Origin of the sequence: Salipiger sp. CCB-MM3 (assembly GCF_001687105.1) — a bacterium.
GTDB lineage: Bacteria > Pseudomonadota > Alphaproteobacteria > Rhodobacterales > Rhodobacteraceae > Salipiger.
The window spans coordinates 1,245,672-1,272,159 of sequence record NZ_CP014596.1; the positions used below are offsets into that span (position 1 = coordinate 1,245,672).

General features: G+C 66.0%; 25 protein-coding genes. 9 read left to right on the forward strand and 16 right to left on the reverse strand.

Going from position 1 to position 26,488, the window contains the following annotated elements:
- Positions 1 to 88 precede the first annotated feature (88 nt).
- From AYJ57_RS19435 to AYJ57_RS19455, 5 genes are all read right to left on the reverse strand, one after another.
- Complete coding sequence (locus AYJ57_RS19435; protein ID WP_066109941.1) at positions 89 to 373, reverse strand: hypothetical protein; 285 nt, start codon at positions 371 to 373, stop codon at positions 89 to 91.
- Between the two features lie 96 nt (positions 374 to 469).
- On the reverse strand, positions 470 to 1,102 hold the full coding sequence (locus tag AYJ57_RS19440; protein WP_066109944.1) for an ABC-type transport auxiliary lipoprotein family protein: 633 nt from the start codon (positions 1,100 to 1,102) through the stop codon (positions 470 to 472).
- Positions 1,103 to 1,108: 6 nt separating this feature from the next.
- Positions 1,109 to 2,827, reverse strand: coding sequence for an MlaD family protein (locus AYJ57_RS19445; RefSeq protein WP_066109947.1), 1,719 nt, complete (start codon positions 2,825 to 2,827; stop codon positions 1,109 to 1,111).
- Positions 2,828 to 2,829: 2 nt separating this feature from the next.
- Positions 2,830 to 3,642 carry an ABC transporter ATP-binding protein gene (locus AYJ57_RS19450; RefSeq protein WP_066109950.1) on the reverse strand — a complete coding sequence of 271 codons (813 nt, stop codon included), beginning with the start codon at positions 3,640 to 3,642 and terminating at the stop codon, positions 2,830 to 2,832.
- Positions 3,639 to 4,763, reverse strand: coding sequence for an ABC transporter permease (locus AYJ57_RS19455; protein ID WP_066109953.1), 1,125 nt, complete (start codon positions 4,761 to 4,763; stop codon positions 3,639 to 3,641). The genes AYJ57_RS19450 and AYJ57_RS19455 overlap by 4 nt, the downstream gene beginning before the upstream one ends.
- A 300-nt stretch (positions 4,764 to 5,063) precedes the next feature.
- Between AYJ57_RS19455 and AYJ57_RS19460 the strand changes: the two genes are divergently transcribed.
- The 7 genes from AYJ57_RS19460 to AYJ57_RS19490 all read left to right on the forward strand — a co-directional run bounded on the left by AYJ57_RS19460 (position 5,064) and on the right by AYJ57_RS19490 (position 12,502).
- The gene (locus AYJ57_RS19460) at positions 5,064 to 6,062 is read left to right on the forward strand and encodes a LacI family DNA-binding transcriptional regulator (RefSeq protein WP_066109958.1); all 999 of its coding nucleotides are present in this window, start codon (positions 5,064 to 5,066) and stop codon (positions 6,060 to 6,062) included.
- Positions 6,063 to 6,067: 5 nt separating this feature from the next.
- Complete coding sequence (locus AYJ57_RS19465) at positions 6,068 to 7,084, forward strand: ABC transporter substrate-binding protein (RefSeq protein ID WP_066109961.1); 1,017 nt, start codon at positions 6,068 to 6,070, stop codon at positions 7,082 to 7,084.
- Positions 7,085 to 7,219: 135 nt separating this feature from the next.
- The gene (locus AYJ57_RS19470; RefSeq protein WP_066109964.1) at positions 7,220 to 8,041 is read left to right on the forward strand and encodes an ABC transporter permease; all 822 of its coding nucleotides are present in this window, start codon (positions 7,220 to 7,222) and stop codon (positions 8,039 to 8,041) included.
- Positions 8,042 to 8,045: 4 nt separating this feature from the next.
- Positions 8,046 to 8,834 (forward strand): ABC transporter permease, encoded by a 789-nt coding sequence (locus AYJ57_RS19475; protein ID WP_203595350.1) that lies wholly within the window; start codon positions 8,046 to 8,048, stop codon positions 8,832 to 8,834.
- Positions 8,827 to 9,840 (forward strand): ABC transporter ATP-binding protein, encoded by a 1,014-nt coding sequence (locus AYJ57_RS19480; protein ID WP_066109968.1) that lies wholly within the window; start codon positions 8,827 to 8,829, stop codon positions 9,838 to 9,840. The genes AYJ57_RS19475 and AYJ57_RS19480 overlap by 8 nt, the downstream gene beginning before the upstream one ends.
- Positions 9,837 to 10,727 (forward strand): nucleoside hydrolase, encoded by an 891-nt coding sequence (locus AYJ57_RS19485; RefSeq protein ID WP_066109971.1) that lies wholly within the window; start codon positions 9,837 to 9,839, stop codon positions 10,725 to 10,727. Before AYJ57_RS19480 ends, AYJ57_RS19485 begins: the two co-directional genes overlap by 4 nt.
- Entirely contained in the window at positions 10,724 to 12,502 is a 1,779-nt protein-coding gene (locus tag AYJ57_RS19490; protein ID WP_066109974.1) for an adenine deaminase, read from the forward strand. The genes AYJ57_RS19485 and AYJ57_RS19490 overlap by 4 nt, the downstream gene beginning before the upstream one ends.
- A 15-nt stretch (positions 12,503 to 12,517) precedes the next feature.
- Here the strand turns inward: AYJ57_RS19490 and AYJ57_RS19495 are convergent, their stop codons facing one another.
- Positions 12,518 to 13,522 carry an ROK family protein gene (locus AYJ57_RS19495; protein WP_237220231.1) on the reverse strand — a complete coding sequence of 335 codons (1,005 nt, stop codon included), beginning with the start codon at positions 13,520 to 13,522 and terminating at the stop codon, positions 12,518 to 12,520.
- Positions 13,523 to 13,697: 175 nt separating this feature from the next.
- Positions 13,698 to 15,872 carry a catalase/peroxidase HPI gene (katG, locus tag AYJ57_RS19500; protein ID WP_066110480.1) on the reverse strand — a complete coding sequence of 725 codons (2,175 nt, stop codon included), beginning with the start codon at positions 15,870 to 15,872 and terminating at the stop codon, positions 13,698 to 13,700.
- Between the two features lie 188 nt (positions 15,873 to 16,060).
- Between katG and AYJ57_RS19505 the strand changes: the two genes are divergently transcribed.
- Positions 16,061 to 16,966, forward strand: a complete 906-nt coding sequence (locus AYJ57_RS19505; protein WP_066109977.1) for a formate/nitrite transporter family protein — start codon at positions 16,061 to 16,063, stop codon at positions 16,964 to 16,966.
- On the opposite strand, the gene AYJ57_RS19510 is transcribed toward AYJ57_RS19505, so the two are convergent.
- The 5 genes from AYJ57_RS19510 to AYJ57_RS19530 form a co-directional block, all read right to left on the reverse strand.
- Entirely contained in the window at positions 16,963 to 17,586 is a 624-nt protein-coding gene (locus AYJ57_RS19510) for a YitT family protein (protein WP_066109979.1), read from the reverse strand. The genes AYJ57_RS19505 and AYJ57_RS19510 overlap by 4 nt on opposite strands.
- Before the next feature lie 134 nt (positions 17,587 to 17,720).
- Positions 17,721 to 18,953: an NAD(P)/FAD-dependent oxidoreductase gene (locus tag AYJ57_RS19515; RefSeq protein WP_066109982.1), complete on the reverse strand. Its 1,233-nt coding sequence runs from the start codon at positions 18,951 to 18,953 to the stop codon at positions 17,721 to 17,723.
- A gap of 178 nt (positions 18,954 to 19,131) precedes the next feature.
- The gene (locus AYJ57_RS19520) at positions 19,132 to 19,557 is read right to left on the reverse strand and encodes a YbaN family protein (protein ID WP_237220232.1); all 426 of its coding nucleotides are present in this window, start codon (positions 19,555 to 19,557) and stop codon (positions 19,132 to 19,134) included.
- A gap of 296 nt (positions 19,558 to 19,853) precedes the next feature.
- The gene (locus AYJ57_RS19525) at positions 19,854 to 20,228 is read right to left on the reverse strand and encodes a group I truncated hemoglobin (RefSeq protein WP_066109985.1); all 375 of its coding nucleotides are present in this window, start codon (positions 20,226 to 20,228) and stop codon (positions 19,854 to 19,856) included.
- A gap of 81 nt (positions 20,229 to 20,309) precedes the next feature.
- Complete coding sequence (locus tag AYJ57_RS19530; protein WP_066109988.1) at positions 20,310 to 21,755, reverse strand: FAD-binding oxidoreductase; 1,446 nt, start codon at positions 21,753 to 21,755, stop codon at positions 20,310 to 20,312.
- Positions 21,756 to 21,968: 213 nt separating this feature from the next.
- Here AYJ57_RS19530 and AYJ57_RS19535 point away from each other — a divergent pair, with 213 nt between their 5' ends.
- Complete coding sequence (locus AYJ57_RS19535; protein ID WP_066109991.1) at positions 21,969 to 22,658, forward strand: winged helix-turn-helix transcriptional regulator; 690 nt, start codon at positions 21,969 to 21,971, stop codon at positions 22,656 to 22,658.
- A 282-nt stretch (positions 22,659 to 22,940) separates the two neighbouring features.
- Here the strand turns inward: AYJ57_RS19535 and AYJ57_RS19540 are convergent, their stop codons facing one another.
- The 4 genes from AYJ57_RS19540 to AYJ57_RS19555 form a co-directional block, all read right to left on the reverse strand.
- Positions 22,941 to 23,234, reverse strand: coding sequence for a hypothetical protein (locus AYJ57_RS19540; protein WP_066109996.1), 294 nt, complete (start codon positions 23,232 to 23,234; stop codon positions 22,941 to 22,943).
- A 254-nt stretch (positions 23,235 to 23,488) separates the two neighbouring features.
- Complete coding sequence (locus AYJ57_RS19545; RefSeq protein WP_066109999.1) at positions 23,489 to 24,070, reverse strand: DUF1190 domain-containing protein; 582 nt, start codon at positions 24,068 to 24,070, stop codon at positions 23,489 to 23,491.
- 28 nt (positions 24,071 to 24,098) lie between these two features.
- Positions 24,099 to 25,313: a glutathionylspermidine synthase family protein gene (locus tag AYJ57_RS19550; protein ID WP_066110002.1), complete on the reverse strand. Its 1,215-nt coding sequence runs from the start codon at positions 25,311 to 25,313 to the stop codon at positions 24,099 to 24,101.
- Positions 25,314 to 25,470: 157 nt separating this feature from the next.
- Positions 25,471 to 26,262 (reverse strand): META domain-containing protein, encoded by a 792-nt coding sequence (locus AYJ57_RS19555; protein WP_066110005.1) that lies wholly within the window; start codon positions 26,260 to 26,262, stop codon positions 25,471 to 25,473.
- Positions 26,263 to 26,488 lie beyond the last annotated feature (226 nt).

Below are 26,488 nucleotides of genomic sequence, written 5' to 3' on the forward strand. Positions count from 1 at the left end.
TTACCGCCCAAGCAAAGACAGAAGGGAGGTGCCCGACGGGGCGCCTCCCTTTTCTTTGTGCGGCCCGGAGTTTCCTGAGGGATCACCCCTAGGGGCGATAGACCAGCAGCATCTGCGTCTGCAGTCTCAGCGTCCGCGCCTCGCGTTCCTTCAGCACCTGCTGGCGCGCAAGAAGCAGCGTTTCCAGTGCCTTCTGCCGCGCGTTGTAAAGCTGGCGCACCTTCGATCCGCGATTGCCGATATGCACGAAGAGATGTTGCCGCGCGCTTGGCACCAAGTCCGCCACGCGGCGCTGTGCAAGCCGAAAGGCCTCGTCCGCCTCAAGCCAGGCGCGATAGGATTTCAGTAGAAGTCGTCGTGATGCAGTTGCCATGCCTCTCCTCCCAAGGAATGCAGCGGTCCCGACAGACTCGAAGTATAGCCCGAGGGCCCGCAGCTGTCAGCCCGGCATGGCGTCGCAGTCGGGCCCTTAGGCGCCGCCGCGCGTCGCGCCGACGACCCAAGGCAGCACCTCGGACAGAATGCGCGACGTGCCGCGGTCGAAGGCGGCAACCAGCGTGTCGGTCTCGGTGTCTGCGGCGGGCTCGGTCACCTCGAAGGTGCGCGCCGCCACGACAGAGGCGTCGCGTTCCCGCACGAGCCGCAGCATGATCCGTATGCGCACGGCCGCGCCACCCTCGGCCCCCTGCGCCTGAAAATCGGTGAGCTCGCCCAGCAATGCGTAGTCGCCCTGCGCCCCCAAGGGCGCCCGCCCGACCGAGGCAAAGGCGCCGGTCTCGGACAGGCTGCGCACCAGCAGGGTCTGCAGCATCGCCGGGGCCTCATCCGACCAGCGCACGTCGGGCAGATATTGCGCCTGCAGCGGTGCCGGGCGGATCATGATCCGCTCGGTCGAGAGCGCGCCGCTGGCGATCGGCGGCTCAACCACCAGTTCCAGCGACCCGCGCGCCGCCGAAGGCTGGATCGGCGGGGTCTGCAACTCGTAGATCTCCAGCGGCGTCGAGGCGTCGTCGAGCGCGGCAATGGCGCCGCAGCCCGAAAGCCCGAGCGCAAGCAGCAAGGCGGGCAGGCGGGAGGGCAGGGATCGCGGGGACAGGAACATATCGGGCTACCTTCGATATTCTGGGGCGCGCTGGTCGAGGAAGAAGCGGCTCGGATCGCGGCGGATCTGCGTGGTCAGCGCATCGAGATTGTCGATCAGCGCGCGCGCCTCGGCGGCCAGCCGCCCGAACTGGGGAAGGGCGGTGGAGGAGAACTCGCGCAGCGCCGGGCGGGCATCGCCCACCGCACCTTCGAGCCCCGAGAAGGCCGAAGCTGCCGAGCGGCTGGCGCTGCGCAGCTCGCTGGTGATTTCGGGGATCTCTCCGGCCACCGTGCCGATTGCGCTTTCGAGGCCCGTCAGCGTCTCGCGCAGCTGCGCGGTGATCTGGCCCACCTCGTCGCGGATCACCTTGTCGGCCCCGTCAAAGGCGCGCTCGGCGGCGACAAGCGCGCGGTCTCCGGTCTCCAGCGTGCCGTTGATCGCCGAGAGCGTCTCGTTGGCATTGGCAAATGTGGTCCGCGCCGCCTCCAGTGTTTCGGAGGCATTTTGCGCCAGCCCATCGAGCTGGCCAGAGGCAGAGGTGAGATCCGCGCCCACCGTGTCGATGGTCTGCGCGGCAGAGCGGGTGGCGCTGCGGATGTCCTCGAAGATGGCCGCCAGATCGCCGCCCGCGGTTTGCCCAAAGTCGCGGATGACCGCTGTGGCCTCGGCGGTGGCGGTGCGCAACTCTGCGACAAGGGCACTGGTGTCGCCCGCGATCAACCCGTCGAGCCGCTGCGCCGCACCATCCACGCTGCGCGAGGTCTGCGTCAGCTCGGCAATCAGCGCATCGACCGAAGCCAGGGTCTGGCGCGCTTCGGTTAGGCGCTGGGTCGCGGTCTCTCCGGTGGTGGTGAAGGTGCTGGCAAGCGTCTCGGCCCGGTCGCTGAGCGCGGCAAAGCGGCTCCCGATCTCTGCAACCGACCGCTGCACCTGTTCCGTCGCCGGGCCGAGCCGCGTGGTGATGTAATCCTCGGCCACCTGCACACTGCCAGAGCCTTGCGCGATCAGCCCGCGCGCCTCTTCCGAGAGCGCCTCGACCGAGCGCATGGCGGCGCTTGCGTCCTGCAGCGTGGTGCCCGCATCGCGGCTCAGCGTGTCGATGCTCTCGGTGATCGTCCCGACACCCTCGGCAAAACCATTCACCGAGTCCGCCACCGAAGAGATCGCATCAAGCGTGTTTGTCAGATCTGCAGAGGCCCGCTCGACGTTTTCCAAGATGGTCTGCACCCGCGCCTGCGTTTCGCCCCCGATGAGGCCGCGCAGCTCGCGCACCAGTTCGAGCGTTTCCGACAGGATCTCGGGGCCTTCCTCGGTCAGCGACTGCAGCGCGGATTGTCCGGCCTCGATCATCGGCACGTCGCCCTCGGCCTGATCCGACAGCAGCCGCGCGCCGGGGCTGCCTGCGGTGATGCCCACATAGCCGACGCCGGTCACGCCTTGCGCCTCGATCGTCGCCAACGAATTGCTGCGCACCGGCGTTCCGGCGGTCACCTCGGCCCGCACCCGCACCGAGCCGTCGCCTTCGGGCGAGAGCCCAAGGCTCACCACCTGCCCGACGGGTAGGCCGGAAAAGCGCACCTCCGAGGCGATGCTCAGGCCCGATACTGACGGGAAGTCGATGTCGTAATAGTCGAACTGCTTGTCGAGCTCGACATTGGCGAACCACAGCAGGAAACCCAGAAGGCCGATGAAGCCCGCGATGGCAAAGGCTCCGACAAGGACGTAATTGGCGCGCGTCTCCATGATCAGTCAGCCCCGGCCTGCGGCCCGGCAGCGTCGGGCTTTGTCGCCGCAGCCTGCGCAAGGCGCGCGCGCGGTCCGGTGAAATACTCTTGGACCCAAGGGTGATCGACCTCCAGCATGTCCTGCAGCGAGCCGGTGACAAGAACGCGCCGCTCGGCCAGCACGGCGATACGGTCGCAGGTTGCGTAAAGCGTGTCGAGGTCATGCGTCACCAGAAACACCGTAAGTCCCAGCGCCGTTGTAAGATTGTTGATCAGCTGATCGAAGGCCGCAGCGCCGATCGGATCAAGCCCGGCGGTGGGCTCGTCGAGAAAGACGATCTCGGGATCGAGCGCCAGCGCCCGTGCCAAACCTGCGCGTTTGCGCATCCCGCCAGACAGTTCCGACGGGTAGGCATCGCCCGCGCGGTAGGGCAGGCCGACCATCGAGATCTTCAGATCGGCCAGCGCGCGGCGCAGCGGCGCGGTCAGCCCCGGCACCCGCTGCAACGGCACTTCGACATTCTCGCGCACGGTCAGCGACGAAAACAGCGCCCCATCCTGAAACATCACACCCCAGCGGTCGTCGAGCCTTTCACGGTCGGCGCTGCTGGCGCTCAGCACCTTGGTGCCAAAGGCCTCGATGTCTCCGGCGGCGGGCGTCTCCAGCCCGGTGATCGCCCGCAGCAGCACCGACTTGCCGGTGCCCGAGCCGCCGACAACGCCCAGCACCTCGCCGCGGTAGACATCCAGATCGAGATCCTCATGCACCACATGGCTGCCAAACTGCGTGCGCAGCCCGCGCACCCGGATCACCGTCTCACGCGGCGCGCTCATAGCCCCAGCTCCGCGAAAAAGACCGAAAACAGCGCATCGGCGACGATCACCGCAAAGATCGCCGTCACCACAGCGCTCGAGGTCATCCGGCCCAGAGATTCCGCGTCGCCCTTCACCTGCATCCCCGCGTGGCAGCCCACCACGCCGATGATCAGCGCAAAGACCGGCGCTTTCACCAGCCCGACAATCACATGCGACACATCGGTGCCCTCGATCAGCCGGGTGCGGAACATCGAGGGCGAGATCCCAAGCTCGATCCACGACATCAGCGCGCCGCCGAACAGCCCCATGATGTCGGCCACCAGACCGAGGATCGGCAGCATCAGCAGCAGCGCAAGGATGCGCGGCACAAAGAGCACAGTCACCGGGTCGAGCCCGAGGGTGCGCATGGCGTCGATCTCCTGCCGCATCTTCATCGAGCCGATGGCGGCGGTGAAGGCCGAGGCGGTGCGCCCGGCGACGATGATCGCGGTGAGAAGTATGCCCAGTTCGCGCAGCACCGAGATGGCGATGAGATCGACCACGAAGACCTCGGCCCCGAACTGGCGCAACTGGCTCGCGCCCTGAAAGGCCAGCACAACGCCGATCAGAAAGGCCATCAGCGACACGATCGGCACCGCGCGCAGGCCCACATCGTCGCAATGCGCGACCAGCGAGGTGAAGCGGAATTCACGGGGATGGGTGATCACCCGCAAGAGCCCGGCAAGAAACAGCCCGAGATAGGCCAGCAAGCCGCGCAGGAAGGCGAAGCCGCCGATGACCCGCTTGCCCGTAGCCTCGAGGAACGCCTTGGGGCCATGCGGGGCGGGAGCCGCGGCATCGGGCTGCGGCATGGCGCTGCGCACGGTCTCGAGCAGCAACGTCGCCGTCTCGCTGGCGTTTTCAAACCGGACGGTGCCGCCTGCCTGCGCCACGCGCTGTTCAAAGGCGATGAGCGCCCAAGCCCCGGCGGTGTCCATGCGGGTCACCTCGGCCAGATCGACGCTGACGTCGCCATCGGGCACTTGGCCAAGCGCCGTTTCCAGCGCGCCGACCTCCTGCACGCTCAGCGGGCCGGAGAGGGTGATCCGCCCGCCTCCGACTGATTCTTCGTGCTGAACCTGCATATGCTCGGCGCTCATGCGCGGGACCCTCCCGGCCTATGCTGCTCATTTTTAAAGGCTTTGCTTGGCGGCGCCAGCGCTATTCCCCCGGCCAGCCCGGCGCTGTTGCCGCAGGGGCGCGCTTTGCCACAGGTGCCGCCCGGCACAGGAAGCTGCCTCATTGCGCGCATCACAGCCTCAACAGAACGCCTCATGCGGGAGTTCGCGCGCAGATTTTGGGCAAACACGAGCGGGCCGCCTTCCCTCATGATTAATCGTTTAATTAAGCGTTGACCGACACGAAATGCCCTGATTAATCGTTTCACCAAAGAGGACATCATGGCCAGCATCAAGCAGATCGCACAGGATATCGGCGTCTCGACCGCCACCGTCTCGAACGCGCTCTCCGGCAAGGGGCGGGTGTCGAAGGATCTGGTGGCGCGTATCCAGGCGCGCGCGGCAGAGCTCGGTTATCAGCCCAGCAGCGCGGCGCGTGCGCTGAAGACCGGGCAAAGTGGTATCCTCGGCCTTGTCATGCCCGATCTGACCAATCCGCTGTTCCCGCGCATCGCGCAGAACCTCTCGGTTGCCGCCGAGGCGCGGGGCCTTGGCATCCTCATCGCCGACTCCCGTGGCAGCGAGGCGCGGCAGGCCGAAGCCTTGCAACGGTTGATCGGGCGCGGCGTCGACGGGGTGGTGATCGTGCCGCAGAAAGGCACCTCGCCAGAGGCGCCGGGCCTTCCTTCGGTGACCATCAATACGGTCTCGGACCCGCGCAACACCGTCTCGGCCGACCATGCCGGGGGCGGCGCACTGCTGGGGCGGCACATCCGCGATCTGGGCCACCGCCATGTGGTGCTGCTTGGCGGCGACAGCGTGTCGGACGTGCAGCGCGACCGGATGCGCGGCATGACCGAGGGTTTGGGCGAGGGCGCGCGCTTCGAAACCGTATGGGGTGAACCGGGTCTGGAAGACCTGCCGGACCTCGTGCGTCAGGGCGCCACGGCGATCCTTGCAACCTCGGATTTGCTGGCGCTGGCCGCGCTGTCGCATCTTTCGCGCGCGGGGCTTTCGGTGCCCGGCGACGTCAGCCTCACCGGCTTTGACGATCTGCCCTTTGCCACCGCCATGCATCCGGCGCTGACCACCACGGCGCAGGACATGGCAACCATCGCCGAGCGCGCGCTCGAAGTGCTCACCGGCATGATCGCCGGCGGGGCCGCGCCCGCTGCGGGCCATGCGGTGCCCATGCGCCTTGTGACGCGCGCCTCTGCCGCTGCGCCGCGCACGCATAAGATCAACGAAGACCCAACCAAGACCCCGACCAACACGGAGTGACTGCCATGAAGACCTCGCTTTCCATTCTCGCGCTCGCCAGCGCATTCGGCACGGCGGCGCATGCCGCTGACAAAACGCTGACCATCTCGGTCTATTCCTTCGCGCAGGACGAGTACAAAGAGGCGCTCTACGATCCTTTCGAGGCGATCTGCGGCTGCGATCTGGTGGTCGAGACCGGCAACAGCGTCGAGCGTATGGCAAAGATCGAAGCCAATGCCGCCGATCCGGTGATCGACATGGCCGTGATCTCGACGCAGGACGCGCTGGCTCTGGCGCGCAAGGGGCTGATCCAGCCGCTCGACAGCAGCAAGCTCAGCAACTTCGACAAGCTCTACGACAGCGCCAAGGATCCGATCGGCGACAACATGGCCGTGGGCTACACCTTCTATGCCAGCTCCATCGTCTACCGCTCGGATCTGGTGGACATCCAAAGCTGGGGCGACCTGCTGGGCGACGAACTGGCCGGTCAGGTCGCGCTGCCCAACATCACCGGCACGCAGGGTCCGCTCACCGTCATGATGCTGGGCAAGTCGATGGATCAGGAAGGCGATCTCGCGCCGGTGATCTCCGAGATCGGCGCGCATTCCGATGACATCGTGACCTTCTATTCGCGCTCGTCCGAGCTGGTGCAACTGATGAACCAGCAAGAAGTCATCGCCGCCCCGGTGGGCCGCTTCGCATGGGGCAGCTTCAAGAGTGCGGGTCTGCCGTTTGCATGGGCCGAGCCCAAAGAGGGCCAGGCCGGCGGCATGAACGTGATGATCATGACCAAAGACAACGGCAACGAGGACCTGGCCTATCAGTTCATGGACTACTGGCTCTCGACCGAGGTGCAGACCAAGATCGGCGAGATGCTGATCGACAGCCCGGCCAACAAAGAGGTCGAGCTGAGCGACGAGGCGGCCAGCAACCTTACCTATGGGGCCGCTGTGATCGACGCGCTGAACATCCTGCCGGCGGCAGAGGTGCTCGACAATCGCGAAGGCTGGGTCGAGCAGTGGAACACCGAGGTCATCCAGTAATCCGCGGCACACGGAACGGGGCAGGGCGGCGCGCCGCCTGACCCCGATCCGCTCCCTCACTCCGCACCTCACTCCGCCATGGGCGCCGATTGCTCCCCGGTGCCCATGGCCCCTTTCCAGACGGGACCCTTACCCATGTTTCGCAACACGCGCGAAGGGCTGGCATTGGCCCTTCCGGCAGCCATCTTCTCGACGCTGCTCTTCCTCGTGCCGGTGTGTATCCTGCTCTCCGAGGCATTCCGGGCCGAGAGCGGCTGGTCGCTGCAGGGCTATATCGATTTCTTCTCCACGCCGCTCAACCGCACGGTCTTTTTGCGCACGCTGAAACTGGGCGTTCTGGTCGCGGGCACGGCGGCGGTGATTGGCTATGCCGCCGCCTTCTGCATCGTCAACCTCGGCCCCAAGTCGCGCGGCAAAGTGTTCGGTATGGTCGTGCTGCCGTTGATGATCTCGCCCGTGGCCCGGACCTACGCGTGGATCGTCATTCTGGGTCGCACCGGCATCGTCAACGAGGCGATCACCGGGCTGGGTCTGTCGGACACGCCGCTGCGGCTGCTGTTCACCGAGACCGCCGTTTTCCTCGGGTTGCTGCAACTGTTCCTGCCGCTGATGATCATCAGCCTCGTGTCGGCGATGGAGAACATCCCGCGTGACGTGGTGCCCGCCGCTCGCGTGCTGGGCGCAAGCTGGATCGCCGTCTTCTTCAAGGTGATCCTGCCGCTGACCAAGGAAGGGCTCGTCATCGGCGGCACGCTGGTCTTCACCGGGGCGCTCACCGCCTATATCACCCCGGCGATCCTCGGCGGCTCCAAGGTGCTGATGCTGGAAACGCTGCTATACCAGCGGGTCAACGTGTCCAACGATTTCGTCTCGGCCAGCGTCATCGCCATGATCCTCATCGTCATGTCCTTCTCGGCGAACCTGCTGCTGAAGCGCATCGCCACCGCCCGGAGCTGACCTCATGAACACCTCCATGCGTCATCTTGCGAATTGGTCCATCTTGGGCCTCACGCTGACCTTCCTGATCGGGCCGTTCCTGATAATCATCCTCGCCGGAGCCTCGGACACCGAATACCTTGCCTTCCCGCCCGAGGGGCTGACCCTGCGCTGGTATCTCAAGGTCTTCACCGTCGAGAGCTTCCGCGCCTCTTTCCTGCTGTCGATGGCGCTGGCGGTCTTCGGCACCCTCGCGGCGCTGCTGCTTGGCGTGCCTGCGGCCTATGCGCTGAACCGCTACGACCTGCCGATGGCCGAGACCGTGCGCACCATCGTCGCCGCGCCGATCATCGTGCCTGGCATCATCGTCGGCCTTGCGCTCCTGCGCTACATGGTGGTGCCCACCGGGGTCACGGTGACGCTGGCGCTTTTCATGGCGCATACCGCGCTGGTGCTGCCCTATGCGGTGCGCGTGGTCAGCTCGTCCATGCACAACCTGCGCGCCGATATGGAAGAGGCCGCCGTGCTGCTCGGCTGCACGCGCCTGCAGGCCTTCACCAAAGTGGTGCTGCCGAACATCCGGGGCGGGGTGCTCGCCGCCTTCATCCTCGGCTTCGTCACCTCCTTCAATCAGGTGCCGGTCTCGCTGTTCCTCTCGGGGCCGGGCGTCCGCACCCTGCCGATCGACATGCTTGCGTATATGGAGATCACCTTCGATCCCTCTGTCGCCGCGCTCTCGGCACTGCTCGCCTTCATGTCGCTCGCCATCGTCTTCACCGCCGAACGCCTGCTGGGATTCTCTCGCTATGTCTGACGCTTTCGTCCAACTCTCCGACCTCACCCTCAGCTACGGCAAATCGGTCGCCGTGCCGAACCTCGATCTGTCGATCCGCGAGGGCGAGCTGATCGCGCTGCTCGGGCCGTCGGGCTGCGGCAAAACCACCACCATGCGCGCCATCGCCGGGCTGCTGTCGCCCACCGGCGGCAGCATCACCATCGACGGGCGCGACGTGACCCGCGTGCCCGCTAACAAGCGCGGCATCGGGCTGGTGTTCCAGAGCTACGCGCTCTTCCCGCACCTCACCGCTTATGAGAACGTCGCCTTCGGCCTGCGCCTGCAAAAGCTGCCTGAGGCGGAGATCAAGCAGCGCACCGAGGAAGGGCTGGCGACCGTCGGCCTCACCGGGTTTGAAAAGCGCAAACCGGCTGAGATGTCGGGCGGTCAGCAGCAGCGCGTGGCGCTGGCGCGCAGCCTTGTCATGCGGCCCAAGGTGCTGCTGCTCGACGAGCCGCTGTCGAACCTCGACGCCCGCCTGCGCCTCGAGATGCGCACCGAACTGCAGCGGGTGCAGAAAGAGACCGGCATCACCATGGTCTTCGTCACCCACGATCAGGCCGAAGCGCTGGCGCTCGCCGACCGCATCGTTCTGATGAAGGACGGCAAGATCGAACAACTCGGCACGCCCTTCGATCTCTATGCGCGCCCGCAGACGGCATTTGCGGCGGAATTCATGGGGTTCGAGAATATCTTTAAAGTAGAAGGCGAGGATATTGTGACAACCAAAGGGCGGCTTTCGTTGGCCGGCCGTCCCGAGGCTCCGATCCTCGCATGGCGCCCGGACGCGGTGACCGTGGGCAGCGGCCCGCATCAGGGCCGCGTCGCCGCCTGCAGCTTTGCGGGCGCGCACCGCGAATATGTCATCGACAGCGCGGTCGGCCCGATCAAGGCCGATGCCGCCATCGACCTGCCCGAGGTGGCTTTGGGCGAGACCATCGCCTTCGATCTGCCGCTCTCGACCGCGCGGGGCCTTGCGGCATGAGCCTCTGGGTCGATACGGATTACGGCTTTGACGATCTCTGGGCGCTGCTGTTGCTGCGCCGCTATGGGGCAACGGTCGAAGGCATCTCGCTGGTCGCCGGCAACTCGCCGCTGCCGCAGGTCATTGCCAATGCGCTCGGCGCGGCGCAGGCCTATGGGTTCGACGCACCGCTGCACGCGGGGGCCGACCGCCCACTGAAGCGCGAGCCCGAGACCGCGCAGGCGATCCTCGGCGATCGGGGTATGGACAGCCGGGGCTGTTTTCTGCCCGACGTGGACGGCCCGCAGCCCCCCGCCGACGCCATCGAGGCGCTGGCGGGCTGGCTGATGCAGGGCGGCTCGCGCGAGGTGCTCGCGCTTGGTCCGCTCACCAATATCGCCCTGCTGGTGCAAGCGCACCCCGAGGCCGCCGCCCGCATCACGCGGCTGGTCTGGATGGGCGGCAGCAACGGGCCGGGCAATCATTCGCCGCTGGCCGAGTTCAACGCGCTTTGCGATCCCGAAGCGGCGGATGTGGTGGCAAGGGCCGGGCTGCCCCTCGACGTGATCGACCTGATGATCTGCCGTCAGGCCCGTTTTGGTCCCGCCGACATGCCGCAGACCGATCCGCTGACCGCCGACCTTCTGGGCGGCTACCTCGACATCGGCCTCAGCCGGGGCCGCGACGGCATGGCGATCTACGATCCCGTCGCCGCGCTGGCGCTGGTTCGCCCCGAGGCCTTCGACTTCGCGCGCCAGACCCTGCAGGTTTCGGTGGCCGCGGATGACACCTATGGCGCGACGACCTTCACCGCCGACGCGGCGGGGCTGACCCGTCTGCCGACCGCCCCGCGCGAGGATATTGCCCACCTCTGCCTCGACGCGCTGCGGCAGGAGGACGGGCAATGAGCTTCCCAGCCGATCTCAACGACCCGGATCTGCGCGCTCGTGCGGTCCGCGCCGCGCGCGGTGAGGCGCCTTTCGATCTGCTGATCGAGGGCGGCGAGCTGCTCGACATGGTCACCGGGCGGACGCGCCATGCCGACATCGGCCTCATCGGCCCGCTGATCGCCAGCGTCCACACCCCGGACCCGAGCCGCGACGCCGCGCAGCGCATCAGCGCCCATGGCCAAACCATCGTGCCGGGCTTCATCGACAGCCATATGCATGTGGAAAGCTCGATGATCACCCCGGCGGACTATGCCGCCGCGGTGGTGCCGCGCGGCGTCACGACAGCGCTGTGGGACCCGCATGAGCTGGCCAATGTGGTGGGCGAGGCGGGGCTGGACTACGCCTGTGCCGCCGCCAAAGGCTTGCCGCTGCGCCTTTTGCCGCTGGTGCCGACCTGCGTGCCCTCGGCCCCCGGGTTCGAGGCCAGCGGCGGCGATTTCACCCCCGAGACCGTGGCCCGCTGGCTCGGCCGCAGCGACACCCATGGCGCGGCGGAACTGATGACCATGCAGCCGCTCTTGGAGGGCGATCCGCGCGTGTCGGGGATCGTTCAGGCCGGGCTGCAAAGCGGCAAGCGGGTCTGCGGCCACGCCCGTGGCCTTACGGGCGGTGATCTGGCGGGCTTCGCGGCGGCAGGGGTCGAGACCGATCATGAACTGACCGGCGCGGCGGACCTCATGGCCAAGCTCGAAGCGGGGTTCACCATCGAACTGCGCGGCTCGCATCCGCATCTGCTGCCGGAACTGGCAGAGGCGCTGCTGGAGCTTGGCGAGTTGCCGCAGACGGTCACGCTCTGCACCGATGATATCTTCCCCGACGATCTGGCCGCCAAGGGCGGGCTCGACGGGGTGATCCGGCTGCTGATCTCCTGCGGTCTGCCGCCGCTCTGGGCCTATCGTGCGGCGACGCTCAACGCGGCCAGCCGGATCGGGCGGCCCGATCTGGGCCTCGTCGCGCCGGGACGCCGCGCCGACCTGGTGCTGCTGTTGGATGTCGAGACGGTGACGGCCCGCGCGGTGATCGCAGACGGGCGCCTCGTGGCCGAACGCGGCGAGCTTGCCGAGCCGCCCGCCGCTGTGCCCGTGCCCGCGACGCTCGCCCAGACGATGCGTCTGGACCCGATCATGGCAGAGGATTTCGAGATCCTCGCGCGCGGCCCTCAGGCGCGTATCGCGACGCTGTCGAAACCCCGCTTCCCGGTCTGGGGAGAGCGCCGGGTGGAGGTCGCGAACGGGCGGCTCGTGCTGCCTGACGACATGATCCGCATGGGCATCGTCAACCGCCACGGTGCGGGCACGCCGATGCGCACCGCGTTCCTCGAGAACTGGGGCGACTGGCGCGGCGCGTTTGCCAGCAGCGTCTCGCATGACAGCCACAACCTCACGGTCTTCGGACGAAACCCCGAGGATATGGCCGCCGCCGCCAATGCGGTGCGCGCGGCGGGCGGCGGGCTCGCGGTCGCGGCGAAGGGCAGGGTGCTCAGCTGCCTGCCGCTGCCGGTTGCGGGGCTGATCAGCGAAGCGCCGCTGCCGCAGCTGGCGCGCGACTTCGCGGCGCTGCGCGCCACCCTCGACGGGCTTGTGACATGGGAGCCGCCCTTTCTGGTGTTCAAGGCGCTCTTCGGGGCTTCGCTGGTCTGCAACGCCGGTCCAAGGCTGAGCGATCTGGGGCTGGTCGAGGTCTTTGAAGGCACCGTGCTGGAAAGCTGCGTGCTCGAAGACGGGCTGGGCTAAGCGCCCGGCCCTACGTCAAATGTCGCGGGCCTGCGCCAAAGCGTGCAGGGCCGCGCCGCGCGCCCCCGAACTGTCGCCATGCTGCGCGATGGCAATCTTCGGCGCGCGCATACTGCCGAGCCGCACCCGCTCCAGCGCCGCCGCGAGCCGCAGCTCGACGCCCGGTATCTGCGACAGGCCGCCCCCCAGCACGATGCAATCCGGATCATGCGCCAGTTGCAACGTTAGCAGCAACTCGCCCGCCAGATGCGCCCAAATCTGCAGAACCACTTCGGCGGCGCGTTCGCCGTCGCCAGCGCGCTGCGCGAGGTCCGCGGGTTCCAGTTCAGCGCCGAGGTACTGCCGTGCCAGCCAAGACAGGCCGGGACCAGACAGGCAGGTCTCAAAGCAGCCGCGCCGTCCGCAACCACAGTCGCGCAGGGCCAGATCGACGCCCAGCCGGTCGCGCAATTCCTGCAGCGCATGTGAAGGAAGGCCAATGTGGCCAACCTCCAGCGCCGAGCCATTGGCGCGATAGCCCGCACGCCCGTCCTGCGCCAGCCCCGCGCCGATCCCCGTGCCCATGATCAGCCCGATCACCCGGCGCGCCCCGGTGCCCGCGCCGCCGAGAGCCTCGGACAGCGCAAAGGCCTGACAGTCGTTGAGCAGCGGCACCGGGCGTCCCAGCGCCTCGGCCAGCGCGGCGGGCAGGTTCTGGCCGGTGATGGGGATATTCGCGGCAAACCCAAGGCCGCTTTCGGGGTCGATAAGGCCGGGCAGGCCGATGCCCACCGGCAGCGCCGCGCCAAGCCCCGAGGTCTCTTCCAGCCAGCGTACCTGCGCGGCCAAAGCCTTTACGAAAGCGGTGAAATCCTCCGCGGGGGTCGGCAGGCGGCGGGTGTCCAGCGTCTGCATCTGCGCATCGAAGAGCCGCGCCTCGATCTTGGTGCCGCCAAGGTCGATCCCGCCAGAGGACGCGCCATTGGATGCGCGCGGCATATCCGCGGGCGCGAGGCGGGGCTGATCTGGCTGCGCGGGCATAGGCTCTCCTTATCGGTCCGGCGTGGTGCGGCCTTTTCTGGCACGGGCATAGAGCCTGTCGCGGCGGCAAACGGCAAGGGGATTGCGCGCAATCGTGCGGCGGGCGTGAGCTCTACGAACGAAAAAGGCCCGCACCTCAATGAGGTACGGGCCGATCTTCACCTAGGCGGCGCGATCACTTCAGATCGAAACGGTCGGCGTTCATCACCTTGGTCCATGCCGCTACGAAGGCGGGCAGGAAGGCTTCGGCGCCGTCGTCCTGAGCGTAGATCTCGGCGTAGGCGCGCAGGATCGAGTTCGAGCCGAACACCAGATCGACGCGGGTCGCGGTCCATTTGGTCTCGCCGGTCTTGCGGTCGCGGATCTCATAGAGGTCCTTGCCCACCGGAACCCACGAATAGGCCATATCCGTCAGGTTGACGAAGAAGTCGGTGGTCAGAGCGCCCGCGCGGTCGGTGAACACGCCGTGCTGGGTGCCGCCGTGGTTGGTGCCCATCGCACGCATGCCGCCCAGCAGCACGGTCATCTCGTTCGCGGTGAGACCCATGAGCTGTGCCCGGTCGAGCAGCATCTCTTCGGCGGAAACCACGTAGGACTGCTTTTGCCAGTTGCGGAAACCGTCGGCGGCGGGCTCGAGCGGATCGAAGCTTTCGGCGTCGGTCATCTCGTCGGTCGCGTCACCACGGCCCGGCGCGAAGGGCACCGAGATGTCATAGCCCGCGGCTTTGGCGGCCAGCTCTACGCCGGTGTTGCCCGCCAGCACGATGGTGTCCGCAAGGCTTGCACCGGCGGCGGTTGCCAGCGGCTCGAGCACGTTCAGCACGCGCGCCAGACGCTCGGGCTCGTTGCCCGCCCAGTCCTTCTGCGGCGCGAGACGGATGCGCGCACCATTGGCACCGCCGCGCATGTCAGAGCCGCGGTAGGTGCGGGCGCTGTCCCATGCGGTCGAGACCATATCGGAGACGCTGAGGCCCGAGGCCGCGATCTTCGCCTTGAGACCACCGATGTCGTAGCCGGTTGTCCCCGCGGGGACAGGGTCTTGCCAGATCAGGTCTTCGGACGGCACATCGGGACCGACGTAGCGGGCTTTCGGGCCCATGTCGCGGTGGGTCAGCTTGAACCAAGCGCGGGCAAAGGTTTCCGAGAAATACTCCGGATCGGCCATGAACTTCTGGCAGATCGCGTTGTAGATCGGGTCAACCTTCATCGCCATGTCGGCATCGGTCATCATCGGCATGCATTTGATCGAAGCGTCTTCCACGTCGACCGGCATGTCCTCGTCGTTGATCTCGACGGGCTTGTACTGCCAGGCGCCTGCGGGCGATTTGGTCAGTTCCCACTCGTGACCGAAGAGCATCTCGAAATAGCCCATGTCCCATTGGGTCGGGTTCTTCGTCCACGCGCCTTCGATGCCCGACACCACAGTGTCACGGCCAATGCCGCGGCCTTTGGTGTTCATCCAGCCCATGCCCTGCGCGGTCACATCAGCGGCTTCGGGATCGGCAGAGAGATCGTCGGCGTTGCCGTTGCCGTGCGACTTGCCGATGGTGTGGCCACCGGCGGTAAGCGCGGCGGTTTCCTCGTCGTTCATCGCCATACGGGCGAAGGTCTCACGCAGATGCGCGGCGGTCTTCACCGGATCCGGCTGGCCGTTGACGCCCTCGGGGTTCACGTAAATGAGGCCCATCTGCACGGCGGCCAGCGGGTTTTCCATGGTCGAGGGATCGGCCACATCATCATAGCGGTTGTCCGACGCGGCGAGCCATTCCTTCTCGGCGCCCCAGTAGACGTCTTTTTCGGGGTGCCAGATGTCTTCGCGACCGAAGGCGAAGCCAAAGGTCTTCAGGCCTGCAACCTCATAGGCGATGGTGCCCGAAAGGATCATCAGGTCGGCCCAAGAGATCTTGTTGCCGTATTTCTTTTTGATCGGCCAGAGCAGGCGGCGGCCCTTGTCGGTGTTGACGTTGTCCGGCCAGCTGTTGAGCGGGGCGAAACGCTGGTTGCCGGTGCCGCCGCCGCCACGGCCATCGGCCAGACGGTAGGAGCCTGCGGCGTGCCATGCCACGCGGGCGAACATGCCGACGTAGGAGCCCCAGTCTGCGGGCCACCATTCCTGGCTGTCCTTCATCAGCTGACGGAGGTCGTCTTTCAGCGCCTCGACGTCCAGCTTCTTGAGCTCTTCGCGGTAGTTGAAGTTCGGCGCGAAGGGCTGCGTCTTGCTGTCGTGCTGGTGCAGGATGTCGAGATTGAGGGCGTTCGGCCACCAGCTGGTCACCGAATTGGCGGTCGAGGTCTGACCGCCGTGCATCACCGGGCAGCCGCCCGTGGGTTTCACATCATTTCCGTCCATCTCTGGCTCCGACATTCGCTGGGTTATCTGTTACCGGCGGGGCAGTTGCCGCCGCGCAGGAAAGACCTACATTCGCCGGGCAATAAAACGAAATCGTAATTTTTTCACATTGCGATAAGGTAAAGCTATCAACGCTCACGGCGCGCGTGCGCAGCGGAACCCAATGCGCCGCCGGGTGTTGCCTGTGCATGAACAACCCTGAAGACCCCTCCCGCACCCAACCAGCCCAAAGCGAGGCCATGCACCGCCGCGCCGAAGAACGCTCGGTCCTGAGCGCCTCGCGCCTCTCCGCACGCCTGATCTACGAGGTCATCCGCCGCGACGGCGAGGAGGAGCTTAACCGCCCCTCGGTCTCATTGATCTGGTCCGGTCTCGCGGCGGGCATTTTGATCAGCCTGTCGGTGATCGCGCAGGCGGTGCTGAAGGCTTATCTGCCGAAGGCCGACTGGGCGTGGCTCATCGAGTGCTTTGGCTATTCGCTGGGCTTCATCGTGGTGATCTATGGGCGGATGCAGCTATTTACCGAGAACACGATCACCACCGTGATGCCGGTGGTGGCGCAGCGCTCGGCGACCTGTCTGCGCAAGATGCTGCGGCTCTGGGGCATCGTTCTGGCGGCGAATGTGACCGGGGCCACCATCGCCTCGGCTTTCCTGCTGCTGCCCGGCGTGGTGCCGACCGAACTGGCCGACAGTCTGCTTGCCGTGGCGCGTCACGCGGTCGAGGGCACGGCCTCGGGCAACTTCTTTCGGGCGCTGCCCGCGGGTGTGCTGATCGCGGCGCTGGTCTGGGTGATGCCCGGCGCGCGCGGCGAGTCGCTGCTGATCGTGCTGGCGATGACGTGGCTGCTGGCCGCCGCTGGCTTTGCGCATGTGATCGCGGGCACAGTGGAGGCTGGGCTGCTGGTCTGGCACGGCGAGATCGGTGTTGGCCATGCGCTCTTCCGCTTCTTCCTGCCGGTGCTGGCGGGCAACGTCGCGGGCGGTACGGCGATCTTCACGCTTGTCACATGGGGGCAGGTGAAGAACGAGGTCGCGCAGGCAGATGAGGGCGGGCAGGAGATCGGCCTGCCTTCGGGCACCCGGCGCGCTTAGGCTTTGGGCGCGGGCTGATCCGGCGATGCGCCGCTCTGGTGGATGCGGAAGTTCCACGCGATCACCGCGTTGAGCACCGCCGCCCCAAGCGCCGAGTAGAGGATCAGATCCAGCGGCAGCACGAAAAGCGCCACGCCAAAGACCACCGCGTCAAAGCACATCTGGAACCAGCCGGTGCGGAAGCCCGTGCGCTCTTCGACGATCAGCGCAAGCACGCCCAGACCGCCCGCCGAGGCGTTGTGGCGGAAGAGGGCGATGAGCCCCGCGCCCGCGGTCGCTCCGGCAAGGACCGCCGCCAGAAGTGGCGGCAGGCGCTCGAAGCTGATCCAGCTTTCCAGCAGCGGCGTGGTCACCGAGATGCCGACCACCGCCACCAGCGTGCGCAGGGTGAAGACCTTGCCACGACGCTTCCATGACAGCCACAGGAACGGCAGGCTCACCACGAGGAAGATCACCCCGAAGTCCAGCGGCAGCAGATAGCTCAGCAGCACCGAAGCCCCCGCCGTCTGGCCGGTGATCAGCCCGCAGGCCTTGAGGAAGACCACGCCGAGGCTGGCCATCAGGATGCCGAAGGCCAGGCCCTGTGCATCATAGAGCGAGATCGGGGAGCGGAGTTTCATCGGGGCAGGGGTCCGGGCTTTGGATCATGGGAATGCGGGCCTCTTGCCCCCCTTCGCGCGTCATCGCAAGCCGCAGATCAACCGGCGGGCGGAATTTCCGGGTCTGCCGTCGCGTATCGCGCGGCGAGATCCGGCTAGATCCGGCGCGCGGGCGACAGGGCGCGGGTCAGTTCGTCCTCACCGTCCTCCAGCGACGTGGCCAGCACCTCTGCGGTGGTGGGGCCAAGGGTGAAGCCCTGATGCCCGTGGCCAAAGTGGAACCACATGCCCGGATGGCGCGGCGCGGCGCCGACCATTGGCAGCATGTCGGGCATGCAGGGGCGGGTGCCGGACCATTGCGGCTCGGTGATCCGCGGCCCGATCTGCAGCATGTCCCCCAGCGCGCGGCGTCCTCGCTCCAACTGGCGCAGATCGGCGGGCGCATCATGGGCCACAAGCGCGGCACCGGTGGCGATGCGCAGCCCGGTCTGCATGGGCGAGGCGACGACGCCATTGTCCATATCGACGATCGGGCGGCGCGGGGTCTGATTGGTCTGAAAGTGCCCGTGATACCCGCGCTTGAGCACCATGGGGATGCGATAGTCGAAACGGCGCAAAAGCCGCGGCGCCCAAGGGCCGAGGGCGATCACCACATGCTGTGCGGCAAGCGGCCCATCCGCGGTGGCGACCGTCCAGCCGGAGCCGTCTTGGGCAAGGCTTTCCGCATCGCCGCCAAGGATCCGCCCGCCGCGCCGCTCGAAGAGCGCCGCATAGGCCGCGACGAGCCCGCCGGGAGAGCTGCAACTCCATGTGTCGGACCACAGAAGCACGCCTGCAGGCTCGGCCTGCAGGGCCGGGTCCTCGCGGCGGTAGCTGGCGCCGTCGAAGGTGCAAAAACGCGGGCCGTAGCGTGCCGCGATGCGCTCGGCGTCTGTGGCATCGCGTTCAAAAGCACGGGGGTCGCGGTAGATCTGCGCCATGCCGTCGCGGGCGATAAGGTTATCACAGCCCGCCGCCTCGATCAGCGGCTGGTGATCCTGCGCTGCGCGGCTGGTGAGCCGGGCGTAGGTCTGCGACAGCGCCGCGTGGCGGGTGGGGGCGGAATTGCGGAAATAGGACCAGAGCGCGGGCGCCATCCCCGCGAGGCCACGCAGCGACCATGTCAGATCGTTGCTGCGCCCGGTCATCATGGCGAGGATCACCCGCGGGTCGCGCGGCATGGCGTAGGGTTCGGCGGCCTCGGTCTGGATCACACCGGCATTGCCAAAGGAGGTCTCGCGTCCCGGCGCGCCGCGATCGAGCAGCTGCACCGCATGGCCGCGCGCCTGCAGCGCCAGCGCCGTGGAGACGCCAACCATGCCAGCGCCAAGCACGAGAATTTCCGCCATAGTCCTGCTCCGCCTATGGAAATTGGCCAAGGCGGCGCCTGCGCCGCACTGCCTGCAAGCTGTAGCGCGCGCAGTGCCGCGCGAAAAGCGCCTCGGGCTCGAGGGCCGCTTTGCATGGCGCATTGAGCACGGTCACAGGGGCTGCGGTGGCGCGAAAACGGGCAGGGCTGGTGGGGCGTCAGGCGCGGGGACGGCGGCCCGGTCCGTTGGGCCGGCTCAGCACAAAGATCGCCGCACCCCCCATGCAGACCAGTTGGATCAGCAGAACGCGCCCCGGCAGGTCGAGAAACACGCTCAGCAGGAAGGCCGCGCTCATCATGCCAACCGCCATGGCCTTGTGCCGCGGCGCGATGGCGCCATTGGCGCGCCAGTCGGCGATCATCGGGCCAAAGCGCGGATGCGACTGCAAATAATCATGCAGCCGCGGCGAGCTGCGCGAAAAGGCGAAGGCCGCAAGAAGCACCAGTGGCGTCGTGGGCAGCACCGGCAGCACGATGCCGATGATCCCGGTCACCAGCGAAATGGACCCAAGCGCCAGCCACAGGAGGCGCAGGCCGCCGGTGGCGGTGCGCGGGAGATGCGGGTGAGGATCAGGCTTGGTCATCGCGGCGTGCCGATTGCAAAACGCCCTTCAGGGCCGTGCCTTGCAAGATAGGCCAAAACGGCTGCGGTTCAAAAGGGTCGCGTCGCCTTCTTCGGCTGCCGGGACCGTGCCTAGGTGATCAGCCCGCCAAGGTGTAGAAGCGGGCGCCCGCCACGAGACGGAAGGCAAAAGGCGTCCGCAGCCGGGGAAGGGGAAAGGGGGCCCGGCTGCGGAACCCCGGGGCTTAGAGGGAGGGCGGAAATGCCCCGGTACCCAAGGTCAATCGCTTTGGTTCACTTTCTGGCTCGCTGTCTGGTTCACTGGCGGACGATCTCGGCCTTCAGCGAATAGGTGATCATCAGAACGTCCTTGCGGGTCTGCTCGTCGATGCCATGGGCTTTGAGCGTGGCCATGATATCGTCAATCGCGGCCATATATTCGTCGTCGCCGATGTTCATGCCGCGATGCGCCTCGGGCATGCTGCGCCCGGTGTACTCTTCCGGCCCGCCGCTGCCCGCACCGAATAAATCGCACAGGTGGCTCTTGGCGGTGTCCATCTCCTGCGGCATTTCGCGATAGGGCAGGAAACGGGCGCTGATCACCGGGTTCTTCATATGCGCCTCGATGACATCATCCACCAGCGCGGCAATGCCGCTCTTGGCGCCGAGCCGTTGGTACAGGGTTTTCTCCATCGCATCATCCTCCGATCTTTGCTGCCGGTTGATCTTTCCGGTGGCTGGCGGCAGGCGCCGCAGCGGGCGCCTGCCAGCGTCTCACTGCGCGGCGGCAGCCGCTTCCTGAGGCTGGATGTTGTGGTTGACCCGGAAGAGGTTCGACGGATCATAGCGCGCCTTCACCTCGCGCAGCCGGGCGAGATTGTCGCCATAGGCCTCTCCCAGCCGGTCCGGCTCGTCGTCGGGCATGAAGTTGACATAGACGCTTGGCGCCGCGCCCGCCGCGGTGGCGTCAAAGAGCGCGCGGGCCCATGCGATGCAGGCGCCATCTTGGTCGGCGCTGTCCCAGCGGGTGTGCACATTCATCGTGAAATGGCTGTCGCGCTGCGGGAAGGCCGTGGCATTTGGTGCGACACGCGCCATTGCACCGCCGACATGCGCGATGAAGACCTCGCACTGCGGATCGGGCAGCGTTTTAACTGCCTTCAGAATGGCCGAGATCGTCGCATCTTCGAGGGTCAGGAAATCGCGGCTTTTCCAATAGTTGCGCGCTCCGGGTGTGAGCAGCGGATCGAAGGCGGCCTGCCAGCCGACAAAGGGATGCGGGCCGATGACATCGACGATCGGGCTGCCGAGCGCGCGCAACTCGCGCATTGCGTTCTCGCCCTCGCTCATGTCTCCGGAATAGCAGGCAGCAAAGATCAGCACCTCGCGGCCATGCCAGTCCTCGGGCAAAAAGGGCAGGGGCGGCGCTTTGCGCAGGACCGACCAGATGGTCAACTCGTCCGGTGCTTTGGCGCAGAGCTCGCGGAACTTCGGCAGCAGGTCTTCCGCAGCATCGAGCGGATGGATGACCAGCCCCGACAGCACTTCAGGCCCCACCGGATGCAGGCGGAACTCGAAGGAACTCACCACGCCGAAATTGCCGCCGCCGCCGCGGATCGCCCAGAAGAGATCGGGGTTTTCCGTCTCTGAGGCGCGCAGGATGGCGCCATCGGCGGTGACCACTTCGGCGGAAAGAAGGTTGTCGATGGTCATGCCGTATTTGCGGGTGATCCAGCCGAAACCACCACCCAGCGTCAGGCCAGAAATTCCGGTGGTGGAATTCACGCCAACCGGCAGCGCAAGGCCGTGGACCTGCGTCTCACGGTCCACATCGCCGAGGATGGCTCCGGGTCCGACCTGCGCGCTGCGCGCCGCAGGGTCCACGGTCACCGAGCGCATTAGCGACAGATCGAGCATCAGCGTGCCGTCTTCGACCGCGAGTCCGGCGATCTGGTGGCCGCCGGCGCGCACCGACATGCGCAGGCCGTTGCTGCGGGCGAAATTCACCGCGGCCTGAATGTCGGACGTCCCAAGCGCGCGGATCACCAGCGCGGGCTTGCGGCGGTGCATCGCGTTCCAGATCTCGCTGGCCTCGGCATAGCCGGGCTCTCCTTCAAGTGCGGTGCCGCCGCGGAGCGCGGCGTCGAGCGCGGCGTGGGCTTCTGCGGTGATCTTCTGTTTCGAGCCGTTGAGGCCGTTGAGTTCAATCCCTGCTGACATGATGTCCTCCGCTTTGCTTGGGGGCGTGCGACCGGCAGGTCGCGCTGTCCCGAAGAATGCGCCGCCCGTCCAGAACGGCTGTCCCAAAGCATGGCGGGTCGGAATGAGGCGAACCAGTGGCGGAACTGGACCAGCAGGTCCAGATACTGGACTGGATACAATTTTTCGAATGTGAGCTATACTCTTCTCACCGAGCGAGGAAGGGAGGGCCTCATGTCGAATGCCAGCTATTTCCAGTTCTGTCCGGTGGCCATGGCCGCTGAAATTCTCTGTACGCGGTGGACCATGGTGCTGGTCCGAGAACTCGTGGCGGGCTCGACCCGGTTCAACGATCTCAGGCGCGGCGTGCCGCGCATGTCGCGCTCGCTGCTGGCGCAGAGGCTGCGGGAATTGGAGGCTGCGGACATCGTCGAGCGTCGCCCGGTGCCCGGAACCCAGCACGTCGATTATCTGCTGACACCGGCCGGAAAGGATTTGCTTTCGATCGTCGAAGCCTTTGGCATCTGGGGCCAGAAATGGGTGAAATCCGAGCCGTCGCTCGAGCGGCTCGACGTGTCGCTGCTGATGTGGGACATGCGCCGCAATCTCGATCCCAGCCCATTGCCGCCGCGCCGGACGGTGCTGAATTTCCGCTTTCCGGACCTGCCGCAATCCAAGCGCGCGTGGTGGCTGATCGTCGAGCCAAACGGCGCGGTCGATCTGTGTCTGGCCGATCCCGGCTTCGAGGTCGATCTATTCGTGACCACCGATCTGCGCACGATGACCGAGATTTGGATGGGTCTTGCGACGGCGCGGCAGGCCGCCGAGAGAATGCAACTGGACGGCAATCGCGCGGTGGCTGAGACCATGCAGCAATGGCTTGGCCTGAGCCCATTCGCGGCGCAGAAGAAATTGGTCTCCTGAAAGAGCAGCGTATGTGGCGCCACATGCTTGAACGTAATGAAGGAGAGTGGTGGCGCCATATTACGCGCATGGCGCGTAATTTCTCTTAAAGGAAGAGTAGCCATATATTGGCTCTCGCTTATTGAGAGTTCGGTCTGCCAACTGGGTTCGCCAAGCGTTTTCGCAAGAGATCACGCCAGCAGGCGGGCGTCGCCAAAAGTGAATCCCTGAAACGTATAAGTAAGATTATGTTAATTAAGTACTGCACGACCGGAAGGCTTTGCTGGGCGCGCGCAGCTCACCTCAGTCCGCTGCGTGGCCGTGGTTCTTCTTTTTTTTCACTTGTTCCACAGTGGCTTTTTCGGGTTTTTTCAAGCGCTCAACCTTGGTTCGGACGCTCACCATGACGAACAGCGTGACAATGATGATCGCGGGAAAACCTAGATAGGCCAGCAGCACGACGAGCAAGCTCGCGTCTGAAAGCCACAGGATGACCCCGCCCACAACGCCAATAAGACCGACAAGGCAGGCGATGACAAAGCCTCCGCCGGCGCCTACGCGGCGCGCTCGGTCTTTGTTCTCATTGCCGCCTATCATGTTCTACTCTCCCCCGAGAAAAGCAGAATGAAGATCCCCATATTACAAACCAAATGGTTTCCAGATACAGGTGAAATCAGCCCCCATATTTGAAGCATATCGCAATTCATTTTCATAAAAAAGGCGAATCTATGCAGATCGGATTTTGCGACGCTGTTTTGCATAGAGCTTCGCAGAGCCATATCCCGGGTTTAGACTTTTCGTCAGCAAGCACGCGTGCCGATCCGGTCGCGCCTCTTCACACCTTCAAGGCGTCATCCGCCAAAACTGCTGCGTCCGCCGCCGGTGCGACCGAAGCCGCCGCGGGAGGCGACGCTGGCGCGGGTCATCGGCGCTTTGCCTGCGGTGGTCGGCGGTTTCGAGAACATGCTGGTGCCCAGCTTCGCGCGGCCCGAATTGCTCGAATAGGTGCTGGCGCCGGTGGCATTGGTGAAGCGCCCGTCGGGGGTGCGATACAGCGGCTGTGCGGCCGCCATTCCGGAACGCCCGCCGAGCATATTGCCGATCAGATAACCCGCCAGCAGCGGCATGAAGATACCGCCAGAGCCGCCCTGAACCTGCTGTGCTTCGCTGTCACAGGCGCCTTCGCCATGCTGCTCTTCGCAAACCTGCAGGCTGTCATAGCGCGGCGCGGATTCCACATGCAGCGTCTCGGCGTCCTGAAAAGCGGTCTCGCAATCTTGCGCCGAGAACATGCCGCCGTTGATCGCGGCGCTTCGGCAGCTCTCCAGATCGGGAAAGGCCTGCGCGTCCACCTGCTCCTCGCGGCAGCCCGCAAGGCTGAACGAGGCGGCGCCGACGATCGCCAGCGCGACGGTTCTGGAACGTTTTCTCATCGGTGTCTCTCCCGGTCGTCTGGATAAATCAGTCTCTAATGAAATGCGGCTTAAAGCGCGACAGATCCTGCGTGATGCGCGCGCGGTCTTCGCGAACGCCGATGCCAGCGCAGGTCTCGCCAATCACCCATGCGCCGATCACCGGGCGGAAGCCCTCAAAGACCGGCAGCGGCTGGTAGGCCTGCACCACACGCGCGTGGTTTTCATAGCCGCCGTCGGGCGCCGCTTCGAGCAGTGCGCCATTCTCGGTGATCCGCACCGAAGCGCCCTCGCGCGAAAAGATCGGCTTGCTCACATGGCCTGCCTGCAGCGCCTCTGCAGCGCGAGAGATCAGCGGGTCGTTCACCGCATCTCCAGCCAGCGCGCCGCTCACCTCGTCCTCGAAGAAGGCAGGCAGCAGGTTCGGATGGCCTTCGAACATCCGCCAAAGCACGGGCAGCAGCCCCTTGTTCGACAGCACCGATTTCCACGCAGGCTCCAGCATCAGGCAGCCGGCGGTGCGCAGGTGCTTGGCATAATCGTCCCGCAGCAGGTCTTCCCAAGGATAGAGCTTGAAGAGCGTGCCGATCACCCGGTCTTCGGCGTCGAGGAACTGCCCCTCGGTGCTGACGCCGAGCTTTTCGAGATCGCTGTAATGCGCGCCAAGCTCCGCCTCGCGCGCCGCCCAGCCCATGGTCTCGACGGTGCCGTAATCTTCGGCATTGCCACCGGCGGCGGTGAAATGCAGATCGGTGCCCGGCTCGAACAGCGCACGGAAGCGCTCGACCAGCGCCTCATGGATGCCGTTGAACTGGTCGTCACCGTCGCGCAGCACGCCCGCTTCGATCTGTTCTTCGAGCCACAGCCATTGGAAAGACGCGCTCTCGTAAAGAGAGGTCGGCGTATCGGCGTTATATTCCAGCAGCTTCGCAGGCCCCTGCCCGTCATAGGCGAAATCGAAGCGGCCATAGATCTCGGGATCACCGCGCTGCCAGCTTTCGGCGACAAGGTCCCAATGCTCGGCGGGAATGCCGAGCCGGGTCATCAGCTCTTCGCTTGCCGTGATCGCAGCGGCGGCCTCGCGGCACATGCCATGCAGTTCGGTTGAGGGATCTTCAAGATCATCCTCGATCTGGCGCAGCGTGAAGCGATAGGCCGACGTTTCGTCCCAATAGGGCTCGCCATGCATGTCAGCAAAGCTGAAGCCCAGTTCTTCGGCCTTGTCGCGCCATCCGGCGCGCTCGGGCAGATTGATCTTTTCCATCGCCTCCTCGGGGGCCGTCTTCGCCCTCCCCTTGCCAGAGATGGTGGGGGAACTGAAGGGCGGATCGGCCGGTCGAGTGTATATAGGCGCGCGCGCTGGAAATTGAATTGCCGGAGGTGCCGCCGCGCCGGGGTGACGCAGCGGCACTTCATGTGGTTTATTCGGGCCGTTCCATCAGCCGCAGCACGGTCACCCCGGCGGCATTGGTGAGGCTGAGGCGGTTGCCGCTGCGCAGATAGCCCGATGCCTGTTCGAGCGCGGCGACCATGTCCTGATCGAGCTTCATGCGCGGCTCCGGGCAGGCCCGGCGGGTGCCCGCGAAGGGCTGCATGAAGCTGATCGTTCTCGCGCCGATCTCGGCCCGTCCGGAAAAGCGGTTGCAGCCGCCGTACATGGAAAACCTGCCGTCCTCGTCAAAGGCGATGCTGGGCGGATCCTCGGTCACCAGAAGCCGACCGCCAATCTCGGAGGCCGCCCATTCGACGCCGGTGATGCGCATCGGCGCGGCAGCCGGGTCTTTGGCCGTCTCGGCCGAGGGGACCGGCGCGATCTGTTCAAGCGTGATCTCGGGACGTTCGGGCGCATCGCGGGTCAGCGCGGAAAAAGCGGTGGTGGTGCGCAGGACCGTGGTGGCGCCCGAGGCGACCTTGCCCGAGACGACATAGCTCATGCGCGGATCGATTTGCGCGTCGTCATAGGGCAGCCGGATCTGCACCGGCAGCGTCTCGATACGATAGCTGCGCTCAGCGATCACGATGGACGGGGCATCTGCCCGCGACACGTCCAGCAGCGAGACCTCTAGCAGCGCCTCGGGCGGCAGCGTGGCCCCCTCGGCGAGATGCACAACCACGGGAAGCTCTACGGTGTCGGCCATCAGCGGCGCTCCTCCAAAGGCCAGCAGCAGGCTGGCGAGGCCAAGACGGCGGGCCAGACCTTGCAAAGAGTTCATGAGATACCTCCCTGTAAACAATGCATTTTGCGCAATTCTCCTCGCCGCAGCCTGTGGTGTTTCAAACCGCGCTCCAACGCTCCGGCTGCAGTTGCGGCCATGATGGCCTATGCCCGCTTGACGGGCAAGCGCCGCACGCCCCCAGCCCTACGCGTTCGCGGAATTCCCCTGCCGCACCAATGCGATGAGCCCCGCATCCGGCAAGTCTGAGGGGGCGACGGGTGCA

Bases quoted from the DNA above. Each gene is read 5' to 3' on its own strand.
- AYJ57_RS19515 (WP_066109982.1), bottom strand. From the start codon at position 18,953: ATGGCGGAAATTCTCGTGCTTGGCGCTGGCATGGTTGGCGTCTCCACG.
- AYJ57_RS19520 (WP_237220232.1), bottom strand. From the start codon at position 19,557: ATGACCAAGCCTGATCCTCACCCGCATCTCCCGCGCACCGCCACCGGC.
- AYJ57_RS19435 (WP_066109941.1), bottom strand. From the start codon at position 373: ATGGCAACTGCATCACGACGACTTCTACTGAAATCCTATCGCGCCTGG.
- AYJ57_RS19465 (WP_066109961.1), top strand. From the start codon at position 6,068: ATGAAGACCTCGCTTTCCATTCTCGCGCTCGCCAGCGCATTCGGCACG.
- AYJ57_RS19455 (WP_066109953.1), bottom strand. From the start codon at position 4,763: ATGAGCGCCGAGCATATGCAGGTTCAGCACGAAGAATCAGTCGGAGGC.
- AYJ57_RS19545 (WP_066109999.1), bottom strand. From the start codon at position 24,070: ATGAGAAAACGTTCCAGAACCGTCGCGCTGGCGATCGTCGGCGCCGCC.
- AYJ57_RS19445 (WP_066109947.1), bottom strand. From the start codon at position 2,827: ATGGAGACGCGCGCCAATTACGTCCTTGTCGGAGCCTTTGCCATCGCG.
- katG (WP_066110480.1), bottom strand. From the start codon at position 15,872: ATGGACGGAAATGATGTGAAACCCACGGGCGGCTGCCCGGTGATGCAC.
- AYJ57_RS19535 (WP_066109991.1), top strand. From the start codon at position 21,969: ATGTCGAATGCCAGCTATTTCCAGTTCTGTCCGGTGGCCATGGCCGCT.
- AYJ57_RS19555 (WP_066110005.1), bottom strand. From the start codon at position 26,262: ATGAACTCTTTGCAAGGTCTGGCCCGCCGTCTTGGCCTCGCCAGCCTG.
- AYJ57_RS19485 (WP_066109971.1), top strand. From the start codon at position 9,837: ATGAGCCTCTGGGTCGATACGGATTACGGCTTTGACGATCTCTGGGCG.
- AYJ57_RS19490 (WP_066109974.1), top strand. From the start codon at position 10,724: ATGAGCTTCCCAGCCGATCTCAACGACCCGGATCTGCGCGCTCGTGCG.
- AYJ57_RS19510 (WP_066109979.1), bottom strand. From the start codon at position 17,586: ATGAAACTCCGCTCCCCGATCTCGCTCTATGATGCACAGGGCCTGGCC.
- AYJ57_RS19450 (WP_066109950.1), bottom strand. From the start codon at position 3,642: ATGAGCGCGCCGCGTGAGACGGTGATCCGGGTGCGCGGGCTGCGCACG.
- AYJ57_RS19480 (WP_066109968.1), top strand. From the start codon at position 8,827: ATGTCTGACGCTTTCGTCCAACTCTCCGACCTCACCCTCAGCTACGGC.
- AYJ57_RS19525 (WP_066109985.1), bottom strand. From the start codon at position 20,228: ATGGAGAAAACCCTGTACCAACGGCTCGGCGCCAAGAGCGGCATTGCC.
- AYJ57_RS19470 (WP_066109964.1), top strand. From the start codon at position 7,220: ATGTTTCGCAACACGCGCGAAGGGCTGGCATTGGCCCTTCCGGCAGCC.
- AYJ57_RS19460 (WP_066109958.1), top strand. From the start codon at position 5,064: ATGGCCAGCATCAAGCAGATCGCACAGGATATCGGCGTCTCGACCGCC.
- AYJ57_RS19540 (WP_066109996.1), bottom strand. From the start codon at position 23,234: ATGATAGGCGGCAATGAGAACAAAGACCGAGCGCGCCGCGTAGGCGCC.
- AYJ57_RS19495 (WP_237220231.1), bottom strand. From the start codon at position 13,522: ATGCCCGCGCAGCCAGATCAGCCCCGCCTCGCGCCCGCGGATATGCCG.
- AYJ57_RS19530 (WP_066109988.1), bottom strand. From the start codon at position 21,755: ATGTCAGCAGGGATTGAACTCAACGGCCTCAACGGCTCGAAACAGAAG.
- AYJ57_RS19505 (WP_066109977.1), top strand. From the start codon at position 16,061: ATGAACAACCCTGAAGACCCCTCCCGCACCCAACCAGCCCAAAGCGAG.
- AYJ57_RS19550 (WP_066110002.1), bottom strand. From the start codon at position 25,313: ATGGAAAAGATCAATCTGCCCGAGCGCGCCGGATGGCGCGACAAGGCC.
- AYJ57_RS19440 (WP_066109944.1), bottom strand. From the start codon at position 1,102: ATGTTCCTGTCCCCGCGATCCCTGCCCTCCCGCCTGCCCGCCTTGCTG.
- AYJ57_RS19475 (WP_203595350.1), top strand. From the start codon at position 8,046: ATGAACACCTCCATGCGTCATCTTGCGAATTGGTCCATCTTGGGCCTC.